General features: G+C 39.4%; 17 protein-coding genes. 5 read left to right on the forward strand and 12 right to left on the reverse strand.

Annotated elements, in window-relative coordinates; genetic code table 11:
- Positions 1-387: 387 nt before the first annotated feature.
- From I6F45_RS05945 to I6F45_RS05955, 3 genes are read right to left on the reverse strand one after another with little or no spacing between them, the layout of a single operon-like run.
- Positions 388-723, reverse strand: a complete 336-nt coding sequence (locus I6F45_RS05945; protein WP_165728814.1) for a DUF3325 domain-containing protein — start codon at positions 721-723, stop codon at positions 388-390.
- On the reverse strand, positions 720-2,321 hold the full coding sequence (locus I6F45_RS05950; protein ID WP_197159945.1) for a PepSY-associated TM helix domain-containing protein: 1,602 nt from the start codon (positions 2,319-2,321) through the stop codon (positions 720-722). The genes I6F45_RS05945 and I6F45_RS05950 overlap by 4 nt, the downstream gene beginning before the upstream one ends.
- Positions 2,318-2,659, reverse strand: a complete 342-nt coding sequence (locus I6F45_RS05955) for a hypothetical protein (RefSeq protein ID WP_165728812.1) — start codon at positions 2,657-2,659, stop codon at positions 2,318-2,320. The genes I6F45_RS05950 and I6F45_RS05955 overlap by 4 nt, the downstream gene beginning before the upstream one ends.
- 343 nt (positions 2,660-3,002) lie before the next feature.
- Between I6F45_RS05955 and I6F45_RS05960 the strand changes: the two genes are divergently transcribed.
- The 3 genes from I6F45_RS05960 (at position 3,003) to I6F45_RS05970 (ending at position 5,227) form a co-directional block, all read left to right on the forward strand.
- The gene (locus I6F45_RS05960) at positions 3,003-3,359 is read left to right on the forward strand and encodes a VOC family protein (protein WP_165740799.1); all 357 of its coding nucleotides are present in this window, start codon (positions 3,003-3,005) and stop codon (positions 3,357-3,359) included.
- 150 nt (positions 3,360-3,509) lie between these two features.
- Positions 3,510-4,091, forward strand: coding sequence for a uracil-DNA glycosylase family protein (locus tag I6F45_RS05965; RefSeq protein WP_024591552.1), 582 nt, complete (start codon positions 3,510-3,512; stop codon positions 4,089-4,091).
- A 257-nt stretch (positions 4,092-4,348) separates the two neighbouring features.
- Positions 4,349-5,227, forward strand: coding sequence for a bile acid:sodium symporter family protein (locus tag I6F45_RS05970; protein WP_101216036.1), 879 nt, complete (start codon positions 4,349-4,351; stop codon positions 5,225-5,227).
- Between the two features lie 318 nt (positions 5,228-5,545).
- Here I6F45_RS05970 and I6F45_RS05975 read toward each other — a convergent pair whose 3' ends face one another.
- Positions 5,546-7,213 (reverse strand): cell surface protein, encoded by a 1,668-nt coding sequence (locus tag I6F45_RS05975; RefSeq protein WP_197159946.1) that lies wholly within the window; start codon positions 7,211-7,213, stop codon positions 5,546-5,548.
- Between the two features lie 72 nt (positions 7,214-7,285).
- Entirely contained in the window at positions 7,286-8,752 is a 1,467-nt protein-coding gene (gene dgt / locus I6F45_RS05980) for a dGTPase (protein WP_007583580.1), read from the reverse strand.
- A 163-nt stretch (positions 8,753-8,915) separates the two neighbouring features.
- On the opposite strand from dgt, the gene I6F45_RS05985 reads away from it, so the two are divergent.
- Complete coding sequence (locus tag I6F45_RS05985; RefSeq protein WP_165728810.1) at positions 8,916-10,136, forward strand: alkaline phosphatase family protein; 1,221 nt, start codon at positions 8,916-8,918, stop codon at positions 10,134-10,136.
- Positions 10,137-10,227: 91 nt separating this feature from the next.
- Here the strand turns inward: I6F45_RS05985 and I6F45_RS05990 are convergent, their stop codons facing one another.
- Entirely contained in the window at positions 10,228-10,971 is a 744-nt protein-coding gene (locus I6F45_RS05990; RefSeq protein ID WP_007583576.1) for a zinc-dependent metalloprotease family protein, read from the reverse strand.
- Positions 10,972-11,097: 126 nt separating this feature from the next.
- Positions 11,098-11,802 (reverse strand): hypothetical protein, encoded by a 705-nt coding sequence (locus tag I6F45_RS05995; RefSeq protein WP_165740796.1) that lies wholly within the window; start codon positions 11,800-11,802, stop codon positions 11,098-11,100.
- A gap of 379 nt (positions 11,803-12,181) precedes the next feature.
- Between I6F45_RS05995 and I6F45_RS06000 the strand changes: the two genes are divergently transcribed.
- Complete coding sequence (locus tag I6F45_RS06000; RefSeq protein ID WP_197159949.1) at positions 12,182-13,339, forward strand: benzoate/H(+) symporter BenE family transporter; 1,158 nt, start codon at positions 12,182-12,184, stop codon at positions 13,337-13,339.
- Positions 13,340-13,476: 137 nt separating this feature from the next.
- Here I6F45_RS06000 and I6F45_RS06005 read toward each other — a convergent pair whose 3' ends face one another.
- The 5 genes from I6F45_RS06005 to I6F45_RS06025 all read right to left on the reverse strand — a co-directional run bounded on the left by I6F45_RS06005 (position 13,477) and on the right by I6F45_RS06025 (position 17,712).
- Positions 13,477-14,526: a DUF2955 domain-containing protein gene (locus tag I6F45_RS06005; RefSeq protein WP_165740505.1), complete on the reverse strand. Its 1,050-nt coding sequence runs from the start codon at positions 14,524-14,526 to the stop codon at positions 13,477-13,479.
- 10 nt (positions 14,527-14,536) lie between these two features.
- Positions 14,537-15,601: an HlyD family secretion protein gene (locus tag I6F45_RS06010; protein WP_121953524.1), complete on the reverse strand. Its 1,065-nt coding sequence runs from the start codon at positions 15,599-15,601 to the stop codon at positions 14,537-14,539.
- A gap of 8 nt (positions 15,602-15,609) precedes the next feature.
- Positions 15,610-16,077, reverse strand: coding sequence for a MarR family transcriptional regulator (locus I6F45_RS06015; RefSeq protein ID WP_007583567.1), 468 nt, complete (start codon positions 16,075-16,077; stop codon positions 15,610-15,612).
- A gap of 134 nt (positions 16,078-16,211) precedes the next feature.
- Positions 16,212-17,096 carry a spermidine synthase gene (locus I6F45_RS06020; protein ID WP_121953523.1) on the reverse strand — a complete coding sequence of 295 codons (885 nt, stop codon included), beginning with the start codon at positions 17,094-17,096 and terminating at the stop codon, positions 16,212-16,214.
- On the reverse strand, positions 17,089-17,712 hold the full coding sequence (locus tag I6F45_RS06025) for a fused MFS/spermidine synthase (RefSeq protein ID WP_007583564.1): 624 nt from the start codon (positions 17,710-17,712) through the stop codon (positions 17,089-17,091). The genes I6F45_RS06020 and I6F45_RS06025 overlap by 8 nt, the downstream gene beginning before the upstream one ends.
- Positions 17,713-18,064: the final 352 nt, after the last annotated feature.

The following is an 18,064-nucleotide window of genomic DNA, read 5'->3' on the forward strand; positions in this document are numbered from 1 at the left end:
GCAAGCTATATAGCTTGCCATTTTTTTTGCCTAGGGCGTGTTGATCTTTGTGGATTGAAATCTGTTCAATCTAGGGGCGATTAAATCGCGGCGCGAGGTTTGTAACCTAGTGGGCTAAGTAAAAACCGAGCAAAGCTTCCGCGTCCTGCTCACGCCCCTTACCTACATCCATGTAGGCAACAAAGAGTTAATCGTCCCTAAAAAGAACCCAAAGGGCAGCGCATGTTTGGTATTTATGCTGCGTTATCGCCTATTTATGGGGAATAACCACACTACATAGGCTCTGCCTTGCCTAAATACCAAACAGTCTGCTGCAAATTCACCCACCAAAGATCAACACGCCCTAATCTATGGGAAAGTAACGGATCACGTTTTTACTAACTAAGGCTAGTTTAACGCTAAAAATAGACCGCTAAGTACAATTAATAAGGCGCTTAAAACACTAAACCACTTTACGTAGCCTACTAAAAAGTTATAAAAAACCATTATAATTAAGACACTTAGGCTCATAAACCCACAAAATAGTAACGCGCCATAACCACTTTGAGTTGCTACGCAAAGTACTAAGCTTAGTAAAATACTGATCCAAGCAATAAATAGCAGGCTTTTACTTTGTAATTCTGTAGGGCGTTTTTTAAATACATCTTTAAAATGATTAAACTTAGCCAGTGCAAAACCATTAAAACCAAACAAACACAGACTAAAACCAAGTAAATCAATCATGATTTTTGCCTTTTAAGATTATTAGATTGGTTAGGGCTGATTATTTTTGAGTTGTTTTTAGCAGTACGTAATTTTTCGGTTTGTATAAAAAATAATATACTAAATAACAAAAACAGTGCATCAAAAGTAAATAAAGCCCACTGTTTGTGCATCAAATAGCTAACTATATTACCGTTAGTTGTAAGTGCATTAATAACCGGTACGCTTAAACATGCAACAGCATTTATAGCTGCCATAACTCGCCATTGCAGTGTGTCGCGCTTTATAAGTGCTAAAAGAGCAACCGCTAGCCATGTTAAAAAGAACGCGAGTATTTCTTTATCGGCGCGCTCTGCGGTAGTTGGGCTAAGTAGTCTGTTAGCAATAAAAAATGCACACGTTGCCAGTGGTAGTCCCATAATAGTGGCTAGGTTTAACCCCTCAACTAGTTTTAAACCAAACGAAGGTTTAACGTTATTTTTAGTTCGCTCGCGAATTCGCTTAGCCCACATAATACAGCCAGAGCCAATCATTACACAGCCTGCAATACCGCCTAATACGTATAACCAACGCAGTAACCACGTAGATAAACGCCCTGTATGCATTGAATTAAGTGATTCGTAAAGCGCTTTGCTACTAGTTAGCTCGTCATCAGTTTTAGCAACCATTTGCCCTGTAGCACCACTAAATATTAAGCGTGGTGCTTGGTCACGCAGTGTTTTACCTGCGCTTACCAATACGGTAATTGTTGAAGCTGCCATATTTGGTTGGTTAACTTGTACGCGAGTAATATCTGCATGAGGCCACTTAGTATAAACCTGATCCAAAATGCTTTGAATCGGCACCATTGACGATTCGCCTTGGGCTTTATCGGTCATGGTGTTGCGAGGGGTTACATCGTTAAAAAAGCCACGCATGCCGTTATCGTAAGACGTTTGCGCAGGGTAGGGAAACAACATAAATATGAGCGTAATCATGCCCGTGTAAGTAATCATTAAATGAAAAGGCAGGGCAAGCACAGAGCTTAAATTGTGGGCATCTAACCACGTACGGCTACCTTTATTACGTCTAAAACTAAACATATCTTTAAAAATACGCTTGTGAATAACCACACCCGATATAATGGCAATTAGCATAAAAAAGCTAGCAAAGCACACAATCCAGCGTGCGGTTATTGCATCCATGTAATGTAAATCATAGTGCAGCCGATAAAAAAAGTTACCACCTTTAGTATCTACAAAGGGCTCAAGCTCTTTCATGGTATTAGGGTTTAACTGTGTGTTTTTAAACTGGCTGCGGCGCTGGCCTGGCTCTTTTGGCTTTGCATAACCATAAATTAAATAAGGAATACGCGGCTCAGGTAATGTAATACGCCAGCTTGATGAGTTAGCTCCATGGTTAGCTAAGTAATCGAACCCTGTAATTATTTGTTGTTTTTGCGCTTCTATACGCTGTGTTTGGGCTTGTACATTATGTATGGCAGGTTGATTCCACAGCGTTATTTCGTCTCTAAAAAAGCTAAGTGTTCCTGCAAAAAATATTAAATATAATAACCAACAAACGAGTAACCCTACCCAAGTGTGTAACCAAGTCATCGATCTGAAAAAGCTGTCTTTCATACCCAACCCTTTAGTAATACAAGCAATCCGATAAACGCACCTGTACTTAGTAAAATACTGATCCAAATTTTTCTTAATGATTTAACGCTAAAGGCATAAATAAATACTACGGCATAAATTAAAATGCTGATTGAAACACTAAACAGTACAGCGTCTTGCTTAGCTATTGGCAATACAAAACTTAATAACGCAGTACTTGCAGAGGTAAAGGCATAGCCACCAATTATGGCAATAAAAAAACGTAAAAATACCAAAACTCGATAACTGCTTACGCTTTTTACTATAAGCGCAATTACGTTAACCTTATCGAATGGCGCACTGTGCAAAGGTGCCTGCATAGTTAATTAATCCCTTTATTTAAAGCTGAGGATAAAACAAAGGCGCTATTATATATGTTACAAATACAAAAGATAGCTATTCTCATTTACGGCGGCTAACTTTTAGTAAATTATCCTTCTTACTTAACCTGAACCTTGGTTAACAGGTTTTATACGTATTGAATTATGGTGATATTTAAATTTATTTTCTCTAGCGCTGAAAATAGCTGCTCGAGATAGATTTATTATCCAGAGTTCAGATTACTTAGTAAAATACTGATCTGTTATTGTTTAATGATATTGCACAGGCTGCATGTAAAGCTTAAGGTTAATAAACTGAGTAAAAATAAAGAGTGAAATAACGATGAGCGATCACGAAAAACTAAATTACGTAGAGTTTCCTGCATGCGACTTACCCGCAACTAAGGCCTTTTTTAGTCATGTATTTAATTGGCAGTTTACTGACTACGGCCCAGAATACACGGCGTTTAGTGGGCAGGGGTTAGATGGTGGGATTTTTCAGGCTCCATTAAAATCACTAACTCAGTATGGGGCAGCATTACTTATTTTTTATAGCGACGACATACACGCAACCTTTAAAAAAGTAGAGACATTTGGCGGAGTAATATTAAAACCTATTTTTGAGTTTCCTGGCGGTTGTCGGTTTCACTTTACAGAACCAAGTGGTAACGAATTTGCGGTATGGGCGAAAGAACACTAGGTACTATAAGGGCTGTAGGGCATTTAGGCTTAAAGATCAGGATTTTACTAACTAATCGCCATTTTAGATAAAATAAACCGATTTTTTACCAACTCATTTATCCTAAATGGCCATTTAGGATGAAAATTAAGCATTTAAGGCCAAATAAACATGAATAGTCACCAATTAATAGACCAAGTTAGTAAATGCGTGATCTGTGATCCTCATTTACCTTTAGGGGCTCGACCTGTAATACAATTTAACCCAAACGCACGTATTTTAATCGCAGGCCAAGCACCGGGTATAAAAGTTCACGAAACAGGCGTGCCGTTTAACGATGCAAGCGGAAACCGCCTACGAGAATGGCTTGGGCTAACACGTGATGAATTTTACGACGCTAATAATATAGCAATTTTACCTATGGGCTTTTGCTACCCGGGTAGGGGGAAGTCGGGTGATTTACCACCGAGAAAAGAATGTGCCCCAGCATGGCGCGAGCAATTATTGGCTGCACTACCAAATATTGAGCTGACAATAGTATTAGGTAAATACGCGCAGGCGTATCATTTACCGGAGACTAAAAAAATGCCACTTACGGAGTTAGTAAAATCGTGGCGTGAGTATTGGCCAAATTATTTAGTGCTTCCACATCCGAGTCCGCGCAATAATATATGGCTTAAAAAGAATCCATGGTTTGAGCAAGATGTACTTCCAGAACTGGGTAAACGCATTGCTACTATTTTAAATAAGTAATGCTTCTAGCATTAGGATTTATTGTAAAGGGGCGTTATACCAATCCGCAATAATACTTAATCATTTTGCGGGGCTAAACGTGTCGCTACCTGTGTTAAAAAATTCTCATTTAGAACAACTAAATAGCGAATTTTTTGCCTAGCTATCAACACGTTTTTCTATCCTCAAAATAGATCACTTAATTAAGCGAATTGGTATACAGTTAACTTAAAAATTAACACTCCAATTAAAAAAAATAACAAACGAGGCTGTCTAATTTGAATGCATCTATATTAACTGAAGTAATACTTCCGCTCGCCCTTGCACTTATTATGTTTGGTATGGGTCTTGGGCTCACAACAAACGATTTTACTCGTCTATTTAAAAGCCCGCTCGCCATTGTTATGGGTTTAATAGGCCAACTTGTAGCAATGCCTTTATTAGCATTAGGGCTGTGTTATTTACTTAACCTACCAACGCCTATAGCTATTGGTTTAATGATATTAGCTGCCTGCCCAGGCGGTACTATGTCAAATGTAGTAAGCCAGCTTGCTAAAGCTAATTTAGCGCTTTCGGTAAGTTTAACCGCTGCCTCTACCGCAATTAGTATAATAACCACACCGTTTATTATTGGCTTTGCTATGAGCCAGTTTGCCCCAGCAGACGATGCTACTTTCTCTATTTTAATTACTTCATTAGGGCTATTTTTTATTACCTTAGTGCCAGTTGCTATAGGCATTTGGTTACGTCACTTTAAAAGTGATTTTGCCATTAAAGCAGAGCCGTTTTTTAGACGCTTCTCGTTGTTTTTTATGCTTATGATGATTGCAGCACTCGTAATAAAAGAGCGCGATTTATTAGTTAGCTCATTTAACGATGTATTTTGGGCGTGCATAGCACTTAATATTGGTTCAATGGTTGTTGGTTGGTTAATTGCTAAGTGTTCAAAATTAAATTTAACTGATTCGCTGACGCTTTCAATTGAGGTTGGAATTCAAAATGCATCGTTAGCTATTTTAATTGCTATTAGCTTTTTGAATAAACCAGAATACGCGGTCACCGGTGGCGTGTATGGCCTTGCCATGTTTATAGGGCCACTGCTATTAATTGGCGGGTTAAAGCTTAAAAATAAACGTACCGCTAGGGCTGTTAACTAGGACTTTTAATTAGGGCATGTTGACCAAGTTACTTTAATTTAAGGCTACGGATAACGTAGCCGTAAACTCCAGTCTAAAAATACCACCTGTTAAATGTATGCTCTGCACCCATCGCGTCAACAAGTTGTAGGCTTACAAAAGACTCTTAAGCTTGAATATTGCACTAGGCGCTGAGCTTGTTTGCGCGAGGAGTGAAGCTTCTAATTACTAGGGCGCATTTTAGGATAGGATAAGAGTGTAAGTAATACGGTAAAAAAGCAGTTAATTATTTGGTTACTAAAACTGCGCCTCAAATATGAGGCGCTACTTTAAAACTTACTATTTGGTTTGCATGTTTTTAGCGCGTTCTTCTGCATCTATTAATGCTTGCGATTTAGGCGCGCGTTTTTTCTCTTCTATTTTGGGCTTTTCAGCCGAGTCAGGATCCCAGCTTGAGTCTAACGATAAGTTAGCAAATGGATTGTTACTGTCCGCTTTTTTAGGCTCAATTACTGGCTCATCAACTAGCGGTGTTGTTTGTGCTTGCTCAGGTATCGCGTCTTCTTTTTTAGGCGTCGGCTTTTCACCAGGTAATGGTGCATCTGGGTTAAATGTACGCACCTCTGGTTCTTTAAAGTCTTGCTCGGTTGTATACGTAGTCGATTGGGCGTCAGATATTTGCTCTGGAGCGTGTAAATCTATAACCGGCTCACTCGCTGTTACTGGCTCGGGAGTACTAATAACCGGCTCTACAGTGTTATGTTCAGCTTCTATTGGCGCAGATTCCGTTACTTGCGCTGTATGGTGCTTACGTTGTTTTTTTACTGGCTTTGCATCTGGGTCAAAGTCGCGTACCTCTGGCTCATTAAAGCTGCTGGCATTTTTAATGCGCTCTAAGGTTGTTTTGGCGGCGGCTTCAAACTCGGCGGTATTAGGTTCAGGTTTTTGTTTTACTTCGTTAAACGTAGCGGTACTTGTTTGCTCTAAAGTATCAGTTAAGTTAAGCGGTGTAGGCTCAATTTCGCTTGTTTTCACTTGTGTAGCTACGTTGTTTTGCTCATCTGAAATTTGCGTTGTTGTATGTTCAATATCAGTATTTTGCGCTGTGTTAGTAGGTTCCACTGACTCTTCATTTGTCGCTACGCTGCTCTCAACTGCTTTATTATTTTGAGTTGCTTCGTTGATGACGACAGGCTCAATCTCTGGCTCTTTTGTTGTTTGTACTGGCTTTGTTGCTTTAGTTTCAGGTTTAGCTGACGTAGCAATTTTTTCTGATTTAACTTTAGGTGGAGCCGCTATAGTCGGTTCTGCCATCGCTTTGCTTTGTTTTGCACGGCGCAGGCGCACGACTATCATAGCGCCAATAAGTACCACTATAACAAGTATTAAAGTGGGTAAAAGTAACGAGCTTGGGCTCTGCGCTACAGGTTGCGGCGTAATTACTGGCGCTGGTTTAGTTAACACAGCTGCTGGTTTTACAGGTACAGGCTTTTCAGGCGTAGGTTGAACGTTTTGCTCTGGCGTTGCCGGTTTTACTTGCTCTATCACAGCTTCGTTTTTTTGCTCTGTAACTACTTGCTCGGGTGCTGCTTTTGTTGGCTCTGCATCAATTACTATTTCGTTACTGTTGGTATTTAGCTGATCGTTTATTTGTTGTTTTTGATCATTAGTTAAATTAAGGGTTTGCTCGTTGATGCTTTCTTTAACAGCTTCTTCAGTGGGTTTAATTACAGGGGCAGGTTCAACAATTTTAGGTTGTGGCTGAGTAATAATAGTCGGTTCAGGCTCTATTATTTGGGGCTTAGGTTGTGCTTGAATTTCTTTTGGCTTATTACAGTTATTTTTGTAATCACGCGCAGCTTTACGATATTTTTGACTCGCTTTATTATTACTATTTTGCTGTATTTCTTGTTTAATTAAAATGCACATAGCTTCGTTGTATGCAGCACTTTGCGCACTATAAAATAAGGCAAAGCAAAGGGTAAATCTAATTAGTTTTGATATCATGAAGTTATGCGCGCTTAAATATTAATAGTTTGATTTTAAGCGCAAAATTAAAAATTATCCAGAGTAATACAACTAATCAATAACCATAAGGCTGCGATATTCATCGTAAGCAAATTGGTCGGTCATACCGCTTATATAATCTTGGATTAATCTACAACGATAATAAAACTCGTATGCCGCAAAGTGATCGGGCTCTTCTTGCATCGCATCTATTGCGTGTTGGTAACTATTTAAGTGCTTTTTAGAGAGCTTTTTAACAAGTCGCGACTCTATTAATAAACGTGAATCGCCATTTAGTGCACGCTTAAAGTCATCCTTGTTTAGTAGCAGTAATGGTTTATAGCAATCGAGCAAACCATTAATTATGCGATACCCTTGTAGCTCTAATTTTTCGACTTCTTTGTTTGAAAATACATGCTCAAGCGCTACCTGCTTTAGTGTTTTAGTTACTGCATGTAGATGGCTTCTATCTTCTAAAAGCGCTTGGTTAAAATCGCCATGATAAATAGGTTCTATATTTTCGATAAAGCGTTTTGCGGCGTGATTTACTAGCGGATGTAGCAATGCAACCCGCAAGTATATAAAAAATTCACTATTAAAATTATAGGGTTGTGCTTGTGCACGCTCTAGTGCGTAGTCTACTGCTTTGTCTACAAAATTTTGATGTTGAGCGTCGTCGATTAACAGGTTTATTAATACTTTTTTGTAACTACTTTTAAGTTTTTCGCACAGCAACTCAGTGCTTATTATGTCTTTTTCTACGGCGTCTTCTATGTCGGCTAGGCAATACGAAATGTCGTCGGCGGCTTCCATTATGTAACTTGCAGGATGGCGGCAGTAAGGCTCAATAGTGAGCTCTTTTTGTAGCGCTTCAACAAAGTTTTTTTCGCTGTAGTAGTAACCCACTTTTTTCATTAAGTAGTTTTTATTTTGGGGTATGTCTTTTACATCAAGCCCAGCAGGGCGAGTGTATTTTAAAATACCAGCACTTTGGCTGTAGGTTAAATTAAGCGTTTGCAAAGAATGAATTATACGTATGCCTTGAGCGTTGCCCTCAAAGTTACAAATATCAAGCGCAAGGTGTTTAAAAACAACACCTATACCGGTGTTTGGTTCTTTACAGCGCTCGGGTGTTACGCTTGCTAGGTTGTTATTAAACCAGTGGTTAATAGCCGCTTCGCCAAAATGCCCAAACGGTGGGTTGCCTATGTCGTGCATTAGGCAGGCCATTTCTACTAAGCTTTCTAGCGGGCGTTCTAGGTCGGTTAAGCCGTAATCTTTTTGCTGTTGGTAGCTTAAATTAGCAAAAATACGTTGCACTATAAAACGACCAACCTGTTGTACCTCAAGCGAGTGAGTTAAGCGCGAACGAACAGCTGCGTTACGCTCAAGCGGAAACACTTGTGTTTTTTGCTGCAGCCTGCGAATAGCGGCACTGTTAATAATACGGCCACGGTCGCTTTCTAGCGCCATCTGTAAGTTAGAGGTTGTGCGGTACATTCGTGCTGGCGTTATTTTTTTACTAAAATCTATGGTCATCTTTATACTTGTCCTTTTTTACAATTGATGACTGGCATAGTTTTTAGCACATAGTCATTTGTCTTTAATATACAGGGTTTAATCTATCAGTTTGTATCATAAAGTAACAACTTGCTTTAAAATAATTTTTTGAGTAATTGTTGTGCATTTATAGGTGTTTATAATGAAACAGTGGATTTTAAAGGCAGTATCAATTTGCCTAATGTTAGGAATGAACAGCGCATTTGCTGCAAAAGAGCAAACTGTGGTGCTTGTATCAATTGATGGCTTGCGTTGGGATTATATTGAAAAACACGGCGCGCCAAATTTAAAAGCAATGGCCGAGCGCGGTGTTCGCGCACAAAAGCTAATACCTGTTTATCCAACTAAAACGTTTCCTAACCATATTTCTATTATTACGGGCTTACTGCCAGTAAACCATGGCATTGTTGATAATAGCTTTTGTGATAAAGCGCGTAAAAACGACTGTTACAGCATGGGCAAAGCATTGGGCGATAGCACATGGGTAAAGGGTATTCCGCTTTGGAATTTAGCCAAAATGCAGGGACTTAAATCGGCTACTTATTTTTGGCCTGAGTCAGATGCATTATTTAACGGCATGACACCAGATTACTTTTATCACTATTCTAAATACAGCGATTACCAAAGCCGTGTTGATCAAATTATTCAGTGGTTAAGCTTACCAAAAGCACAGCGCCCACGTTTTATTGCGAGTTACTTTTCGCTAGTTGATAGCATGGGCCATGAATTTGGGCCAGACGCACCACAAACGCGTGATGCAGTTAAACAGCTTGATGAATTAATGGGGCAATTACAAACTCGCTTAAGTAAATTAGAGCAAGAGGTAAACTTAGTTATTGTCTCGGATCATGGTATGGCGAGTATAGATCCAGATAAAAGCATTGATGTAACCACACTGCCTCAAGATGAAAACTTTTTAGTTAAAAATACTGGCCCACGTTTACTTATTTATACCCAACCGGATGCTAAAAACGCTGATATTGAAGGTTACAAAGCACGTTTACGAGATGCGTCAAACGGTCGTTATACAGTATTAACTGACGAGCAATTAGCAGCGTATCATTACAATAAAGGCACTCGCGTAGGCGATATTGTGGTGCAAACTACAGCGCCAGCGGTATTTACCAATGGTAAAAAACCAACCTATTTAGGGACTCACGGTTATGCATATACCGAGGATATGGCAGCATCATTTATTGCTGTAGGCCCTGCATTTAAACAAGGTGTAAGCCTTAAAGAAGTAAATAACCTTGATATTTACCCAGTACTTGCAAAAGTGATGGGACTTAAATTGTTAAACAAAGTAGACGGCAATGGTAAAACATTAATGCCAGCAATTAAGCAAAAAATCGTTGTGCATTAGCTTAATCTAAAAGAGCGCGTAAGCGCTCTGCAGGGAAGAACATGTTAAAACTATAAAGTGGGCTATTTAGCCCACTTTTTTATTGGGCAGCTTATTTAAAGTTAGCAATACTTGTTTTTGTAGCAGTAACTGTGCGAATTGCATGCGCTTGGTTTGTAATACCAAATGCAATACCGTTTACGCTCCAGCCAGGGTTAGAGAAGTAATCGTACTGAGTAGCGCTACCGTAAACGTGCGGGTAAGCCATTATACTTGCAAACTCGTTTTGTACGCCGTGACCCATGCCATCTACATATACACCGCCAGACGTATCACCTTGTTTGCGTGAATGCGCTAAACCTTGGTTATGACCAAGTTCGTGTACAAATGTAGTTGCACCACAATCAATTGCAGTGATTGAGTACATACGGCTGCTCATTGAGCTGTATAGATTGCCATTAGTGCCTTGGCCAACCCATGCTAAACCACATGAAATAAGCCCATTGCCAGCACTTTGACCAGTACCTAATACGGCAATCATGTCGGCTTTCCAATCGCTGCGTAAACCATCTACGTAGCTGCTATTTGTAACCGAATCTAACCAATCCTCAGACGGCGTTACTGCATAGTCACCTAAGTTTTGTTTGCCAGCTAAGCGTAGTGTTATATCAACGCCATTTTGGCTATATACCTGATTACTAAAAGCAATTAGTTGATTTATTTTAGTGTCAATATTGCTAGTTGCAGCAGCTGATTGGTCGGTATATAAAATACCGATATCGATTGTTTCTGCTTGTGCAACACTTGCTGCACATAATGCCGCAGCCAGTGCGGTTGTTGTGATTACTTTTTTCATTATTGTATTTCCTTACTCTTGTTGTGGTTGGAACTTGTTTTTAACTTGGTTGATCTCATAAAAAGCAGACACACTAAAGCTGCCCTATAGTGCGGCTTTAGTTGTTTTTTATATTTTGATTATTGGTTAGCCATCAATTTTTGGTGCAAATATATCGATGCTTTTATCTGATTTGGGTTTTGGTGCGGTTACATCATGCTCTATGTGGCTTTTATATAAATCGCGTTTTGCTGCAATCCATCCGTACTTACCTTTACTTTCGAATACATAATTGCCAGAAGGCGCAGTAAATTGACCATATACGGCATCTTTACCTACCGTTAAAACGGTATTATGCATGCGGCCATCAACACCCACTATTTTGCCAAATATGCTCTTATCGCCATTTTCAGACTCAACCACATTAGTCACTTCTGCGGTGAATGTTTCGGCTGTTTGCGGAATAGCTAAATCAAAATTTTCGCCAGTCTCTAACGCCTGTAAAGAATTTAAATCAAACTCAATATAGGCCTCGTTATGTAAGTCGGTAGGTAAAACTTTTGCGTTTATAAGCACTTGCTTTGCTTTGTCGGATAGGCGATTTACGGCATCAAATTCTTCAAACGGTAAGCTGTTGTCAGGGGTAATAATAGGTTTAACGGTAATTGGATCTTTACTCATATCAATAGGTGCCGGGGGATGTGTATTGCGCGTTTTTTGTAAATCAATAGGAACAAAATCAATAGCAACAGGCGCGATAGGTTCGCCCGTTTCATCTGCATTAAAAAATAGCCCATAAACTGCAAATGCCGATAATGGTATAGCAATTAGTAAGACGACAGATCTCTTCATTTGTTTCTCTTTTAGTGTTTTTAGTTAACTGTTTGTTATGTTTTATATTATTAAATGGATTAGATCAAGATAATAAATGTAACCGAAAAGAATTAATTCTAAATTTCATAATTCCTTATAAAATATAAGGATATTTATTTTTGGTATGTTTTTCACTCTTTTTAGTATTGGTTTTTTGTAGGGTTTATGCGGCCTTTGGCGCGTTTGTGGGTACTTGTTTGTTTAGTTAAATACAATGGTTAAAAGTGACTTTTTGACGTTAATTACAATGAAAAATAAAAAGTGAATTTTTTTCACTCTTTGTAAACTAATCGCTAATTGCAATGCATTTATCGGGCACGTATGTTGTGTGCTGCATAAATGGCATTACGAGGGATTTATGAAGGTGTCTGATCAGTTGCTTAACCGAATTACAGCAGGGCTTGTGGCTGTAATTATTGGTTTTTCGAGTTCCATTGCATTGATTTATCAGGTGGTGATAACCCTTGGAGGCACGCCTGATTTAGTAGCTAGTTGGATTTTAATGCTTGGTTTAGTGATGGGCACAACGTCAATAGGTTTGTCGTACTATTACAAAGTGCCTGTTTTAATTGCGTGGTCTACCACGGGGGCTGCATTACTGATTTCAAGTGCACAAGGGTATAACTTAAACGAGGCTATTGGCGCGTTTATGCTCAGTGCATTGCTCGTTTTTTTGTCGGGGGTGACGGGCTGGTTTGAAAAAATAATGAACCGTATTCCAAGTGAGCTTGCGTGCGCCATGTTGGCCGGCGTACTTGTTACCTTTGGTATTGATGTGTTTAATTTTATGAACGACATGCCTTTAGTGATTGGCTTAATGGTTGTTATGTACTTTATTGGTAAACGCTTTTTTGCCCGCTTTGCTATGTTAAGTGTGCTTATTATAGGTGTACTACTCGCTTGGCAAATGGGCCATATTGATACCAGCGCACTGCACTGGAAAATGAGCGAATTTGCTTATATTGACCCCGTTTTTCACTTGCAAGCATGCATTAGCATAGGTTTACCACTTTATATAGTTACCATGACCTCGCAAAATTTACCGGGTATTGCTGTTTTAAAAGCGCATAAATATAAAGCGCCAATATCGGCTACTTTAAACGTGACTGGTTTTGTGAATATATTCACAGCCCCATTTGGAGTTTACTCTATTAATTTAGCTGCTATTACTGCTGCTATTTGTATGAGTGATGAAGCGGATAAAAATCATGATAAACGTTATTGGGCGAGTATAGCTGCGGGCGCATTTTATATTTTAATGGCGCTGCGCGCAGCTACATTAGTTGGGTTGGTAGCAAGTTTACCGCAGGCACTTATTTTAGCTTTGGCGGGCATTGCGCTATTTGGCACCATTGCTAATAGTTTGCAGCAAGCCCTTAGCAGTACTAAATATACGGAGGCCGCAATTGTTACTTTTTTAGTAACAGCATCTAACTTAACATTGCTTTCAGTGGGGTCTGCCTTTTGGGGGATTATAGCAGGTGTGCTTACGCTCCTTATCACCCAAAAAGACTAAAAGCTTTATTGTGTACAAAGAGCTGCTGGTGAGTATTTAAAACAAAATTATAGTTTATTTATATCATTAAAATAGCTTAACTAAGCTTATAAAAAAGGCTGCAATTGCAGCCTTTAGTTTTATAAAACAAGATTTACCTAATCAAAAGTATGATGGCGAGTTACACTAAACCGATTAAGTATATGGTGCATAATATACACAATGCACAAACTTAATATTATAGCCACCGATACCGAGCTAAACCGGTACATTGCGCTATAAACAAGATCTTGGCCTGGTCCGAGTGAGTTCCCAAATAAAATACCAAACGTAGTCAACACACCAAAACCAATACCAGGTATGCCTCCGCCTAAAATATGAAAACGCGCAAAAAGAAACGAAAGTATCCATAAAATAGCCATCGGAAAAAGTAAAAAATCAGAGTGACTATACAAAAATAGTTGCGATAGTAACGCTGCATTACACCCTATAAGCGTTCCAATTGCTCGCTGCCAACCAGCCATACCTGCGGCTTTCCAGCATAATGAAAACAAAATAAGCACAGAAGCTGCCTGCGCAGATATTGAGTCTTGTAAATCAAGAACCTGAAAAACCACAAAAGAGAGCGTAGCCACGGTTGAGCATAACAATACCTCATGGCGAATACTTTCTTTTGCTTTAGCTGGCATTACTCGCCCGGGCCTTGCGGTTACATCAGGAAATAGGCCATGCATTAATGCTCCAATAACAACGGTTAAAAATATAGCCAAACCATTAGTTAAAATTAACGGATAAATACTACTTCCTTCATCAACATAGCTCGAAAAATGCAGCTGAATAGAAAGGCTTATCACGCCTAAAGCGCCAAATAAAAAGGCACTACCGCTACTCATTTGGTAAAATAAAAAGCAAAAAACACCAAACACTAATAATGTCATAACGACTGGTAAGTGAGAAAACAATCCCTGCATTATCAGCACTATAAGCGCGCTAAATGCAGCAGATGCTATAAATTGATTTATAAGCCCACGACTTAACGTAGGTACCATGCCCAATATCAACATAGGATAAACGGTAAAAAATATACCATTTGGCCAGTTCATTAATTTACTAATAGTAAAGCCAAGGGTGCATCCACCTGCAATGCGTAGTGCTTGGCGAAGGCCATTAGAGTCTAATTGTGGGCCTTGGCTAACAATTTGAGTCATAAAGTCTCCATTAATAAATGTAGTGTAACCAGCTAATAAACCTAATTTGTGCAGAGCCAAACCATTGCCCAATTGTCGATTCTGGTAATAATTGTACTGTTGCACGTGACCCGCTCGGCATGTTTGCTATTAAGTCTTGATGATTTACGAGCTTTAAATGAATGCGTTGACGCTGTGCATCGCGTACCCAACGATTGCTGGTTTCTGTTGTACTTAGTAAACCATTTGCACTAAGTTGACCGTTGCTAACACCTGCTTCAAATGTTTCTAGTATTGCGTCGTAAACTTCACCTGGGCGGCTATCAAATACTACGCGCGCTTGAGTGCCTTGCTTCATATTTGAGAGTGACTTTTCTCTAAAGTCGGCAACTAAATCGGCTTTTTTAGCGACAATAGCTAATAATGGGCTACCTGCAACAGCATACGCGCCGTCTAATAACTGTAAGTTAGCAACTACGCCGTCACTTAGTGCACGTACTTGCGTGTAGGATAAATTTAACTCAGCCTGCGCTAACTGGTTAGCAGCATGACGCATAGCTAAGTTTTTATTACCTGAGTCACCTCTAGCTAAAACTGCTTCAGCTAACTGCGCTTCTAGAGCCGCAACATTTGCTTTACTGGCTTCAAAGTTAGCACGAATGCTTTCAAGCTCTTGCTCCGATATAGACTTTTGAGTATAGAGTTTTTCGCCTCTGCTTTTTAATAGCTTTTGCTCATGCTGCTTAGCATTTGCAGCACTAATTTGTGCTTCAAGGGCTTTAACATTGGTATCAAGACGCTTATTTTGTAATTTGGCATCATCAAGCGCGAGTTGAGCTTGCTCTTTGGCTAAATTATATGGGCCTTCATCGATACTAAATAATATATCGCCCGCTTTAACTGGTTGGTTATTATTAACTTGCACACTAGTGACTCGGCCACTAATTTGCGGTGATATTTGCACAACAGGGTGGTATACACGTGCCTGTGGTGTCACAGGTAAAACCATATCGGCCACTAAATAGTAAATAAATACTAAGATAAACCCTATGAGAGAAAACCTTACATAGCGTGCAAACTTTTGATCCGGTGTCATTTTTAGCCTTACTTATTAACTTGAATACATTTAAGGGCGTTTTGCTCTATTTTGATCAAACCAAATGCAATGGCATCTAGCTGCTCAACAGATAAACCGCTGTATAACTGATTTTTTATATCGGAAATGGTCTCTTGCAATGAATGTAAAATGGCATCACTTTGCTCAGTAAAATAGAGTCTTTTACTGCGCTTATCATGTTTGTCTACACGGCGAACGATTAACGATTGCTCCTCTAATTGCTTAAGCGTGCGAGTCAGTGAAGGCATTTCTATCCCTAAGCTATTAGCAAGTTCAAGTTGTGTTAGTCCCTCACCACGCATATTTATATGCATTAGTGCAGTCCAGCGCGACTGAGTAAGCCCCAAAGGCTCAACAGCAATGGTTACTGCTTCGCGGCATAAGCGATGAACTCGGCCCATATTACCGATAACGGTTAAATCGAGCGTCTCGTGAAAAGGTTTTTGTGTAGGCATAGCCATCCCAACATAGTTAGCAAGCTAACTATTTTATCATTACTTAGCAAGCTAAGTAAATATGCGTAAGTGCGAGAAGTGGCAAAATATTTGCTAAACCTCACCTGTAAAAAAATGGTGAGGTTTAGGGAGTTTTAAAAGTTAAGTAAATTAGCTGGGGAGTATTGATCGGTAAGTACTTTTGTATCTGCAGGCCAATCTTGGCCGTCTTTAGTAAAGTGCATAAGTTGGCTAATCGCTTTTATATCTACACCGTATTTTACTAATTTAGGGGCGAGAGCATTAACACGCGTGTTAATTTGCGCTTCGCTCGGTATTGATTTAAGTCCCGCTAAAATAATACGGTTGCTGCGATTTTCGCGGCTTACATTTATAAAGTCGCCAAATACAGCGTGGTAAGTTGCCGACTCATGCTCATAAAGTTTACTACTTGAAAACGTATTTGCGGCAATAACGCCACCATCGGCTAATACGCTTTGTACTTCTTCAAAAAACTCTTTAGTGAGCAAATGCTCCGGAATATAGTCACCGTTAAACGCATCCAAAATAATCCAATCGTACTTTTGCTTTTTAATAGCGGCGCGCTTTATAAAAATACGGCCATCTTGCACGCTTGATGTCACTAAGTCGTTTTCTATAAAGTTAAAGTAATCGCGTGCAACTTTAGTTACTGCAGGATCTATTTCAACATTATGAATATTTGCAGTGGGGTATAGCTCATGAATAACATTAGAAAGCGTACCGCCACCTAATCCTATAATAAGTACACTTTTAGGGTTGTCGGTTACTAAAAGGCTCGCAAACGTCAATTTTGTGTAATTAAAAACAAGTTTGTCGGGATTGCTTTTATACATGCAACTTTGGCTTGTTTGGCTACTTTTAGTATTAAATTTAAGGCAACGTAAGTCGCTCGTTTCTTCAACAATAATATTGCGATAAAGCGAGCGTTCTTCATGAATAACGTTACTAAACGCAGAACCTGAAAACACAATTAATGGCAGTAGCAAATATTTAAGCATGAGCAAGCCCCTTATTATTAACCAAGGTATTAATAACAATCGCGACTAAACCCAGTGCCCCAAGTGTTAAAGCAAAGGCGCTAATAATTGTATTTACGTCAAACGCGAGCACAAAGTAAAACGAGGTAATAATAGTACCCAGGGCACTGCCAAGCGTACTTACAAAGTATAAACGCCCAGCAACTTGGCCGCTTTTATCGCTATCTGTTACCAGTAAGCGCACAGAGTAGGGCGAGATCATGCCTAAAATAACGGTAGGTATAAAAAATAAAGCAGTTGACGCTAAGAGTGAGCCGTAGCGGCTATCTTCAATATGGGTAAATATAAATTCCATTATAGGCTGCGAAAATAATGTAATAGGAACAACCATAATGCTGGCAATTAAAAATATTAAACCATATTTGGTAAGGGATGCATTTTTAGTGCTGAGTTTACCACCAAGTAAATACCCAAAAGATAAACTAAGCATAAACACAGTAATTATACTGCCCCAAATATGCACGCTACTGCCAAAAAAGGGGGCAAGAATCCTCCCACCTAAAAGCTCAATGCCCATTATGCAAAAGCCGCTGCAAAAAGCTAAAAAGTAAATTAACGCGTTTGTTTTTATGCTCATGTAATTATCGTTATGTAACTTAAGTAGAACACTATACTAACGTGATGCATACAAAGCTGCTAGGGCCTGTTGACCTTTCAGGATTAAAAATTGTTCTATCTAGGGGCGATTTAATCGCGGCGCGAGGTTTGTAACCTAGTGGGCTCGGTAACTGCTCCTGCGTTACCCTACTGGCTTACATCCATGTAAGAATAAGTAAAAACCGAGCAAAGCTTCCGCGTCCTGCTCACGCCCCTTACCTACATCCATGCAGGCAACAAAGAGTTAATCGTCCCTAGAAAGAACCCAGAGGGCAGCGCATGTTTGGTATTTATGCTGCGTTATCGCCCATTAATGGGGAATAACCACACTA

This window comes from Pseudoalteromonas sp. SWYJZ19, from assembly GCF_015864375.1.
In the GTDB taxonomy this organism is placed as follows: domain Bacteria; phylum Pseudomonadota; class Gammaproteobacteria; order Enterobacterales; family Alteromonadaceae; genus Pseudoalteromonas; species Pseudoalteromonas arctica.

Excerpts from the sequence above, each read along its gene's own strand:
- I6F45_RS05945 (WP_165728814.1), bottom strand. The coding sequence starts at position 723 with ATGATTGATTTACTTGGTTTTAGTCTGTGTTTGTTTGGTTTTAATGGT.
- I6F45_RS05950 (WP_197159945.1), bottom strand. The coding sequence starts at position 2,321 with ATGAAAGACAGCTTTTTCAGATCGATGACTTGGTTACACACTTGGGTA.
- I6F45_RS05955 (WP_165728812.1), bottom strand. The coding sequence starts at position 2,659 with ATGCAGGCACCTTTGCACAGTGCGCCATTCGATAAGGTTAACGTAATT.
- I6F45_RS05960 (WP_165740799.1), top strand. The coding sequence starts at position 3,003 with ATGAGCGATCACGAAAAACTAAATTACGTAGAGTTTCCTGCATGCGAC.
- I6F45_RS05965 (WP_024591552.1), top strand. The coding sequence starts at position 3,510 with ATGAATAGTCACCAATTAATAGACCAAGTTAGTAAATGCGTGATCTGT.
- I6F45_RS05975 (WP_197159946.1), bottom strand. The coding sequence starts at position 7,213 with ATGATATCAAAACTAATTAGATTTACCCTTTGCTTTGCCTTATTTTAT.
- dgt (WP_007583580.1), bottom strand. The coding sequence starts at position 8,752 with ATGACCATAGATTTTAGTAAAAAAATAACGCCAGCACGAATGTACCGC.
- I6F45_RS05985 (WP_165728810.1), top strand. The coding sequence starts at position 8,916 with ATGAAACAGTGGATTTTAAAGGCAGTATCAATTTGCCTAATGTTAGGA.
- I6F45_RS05990 (WP_007583576.1), bottom strand. The coding sequence starts at position 10,971 with ATGAAAAAAGTAATCACAACAACCGCACTGGCTGCGGCATTATGTGCA.
- I6F45_RS05995 (WP_165740796.1), bottom strand. The coding sequence starts at position 11,802 with ATGAAGAGATCTGTCGTCTTACTAATTGCTATACCATTATCGGCATTT.
- I6F45_RS06000 (WP_197159949.1), top strand. The coding sequence starts at position 12,182 with ATGAAGGTGTCTGATCAGTTGCTTAACCGAATTACAGCAGGGCTTGTG.
- I6F45_RS06005 (WP_165740505.1), bottom strand. The coding sequence starts at position 14,526 with ATGACTCAAATTGTTAGCCAAGGCCCACAATTAGACTCTAATGGCCTT.
- I6F45_RS06010 (WP_121953524.1), bottom strand. The coding sequence starts at position 15,601 with ATGACACCGGATCAAAAGTTTGCACGCTATGTAAGGTTTTCTCTCATA.
- I6F45_RS06015 (WP_007583567.1), bottom strand. The coding sequence starts at position 16,077 with ATGCCTACACAAAAACCTTTTCACGAGACGCTCGATTTAACCGTTATC.
- I6F45_RS06020 (WP_121953523.1), bottom strand. The coding sequence starts at position 17,096 with ATGCTTAAATATTTGCTACTGCCATTAATTGTGTTTTCAGGTTCTGCG.
- I6F45_RS06025 (WP_007583564.1), bottom strand. The coding sequence starts at position 17,712 with ATGAGCATAAAAACAAACGCGTTAATTTACTTTTTAGCTTTTTGCAGC.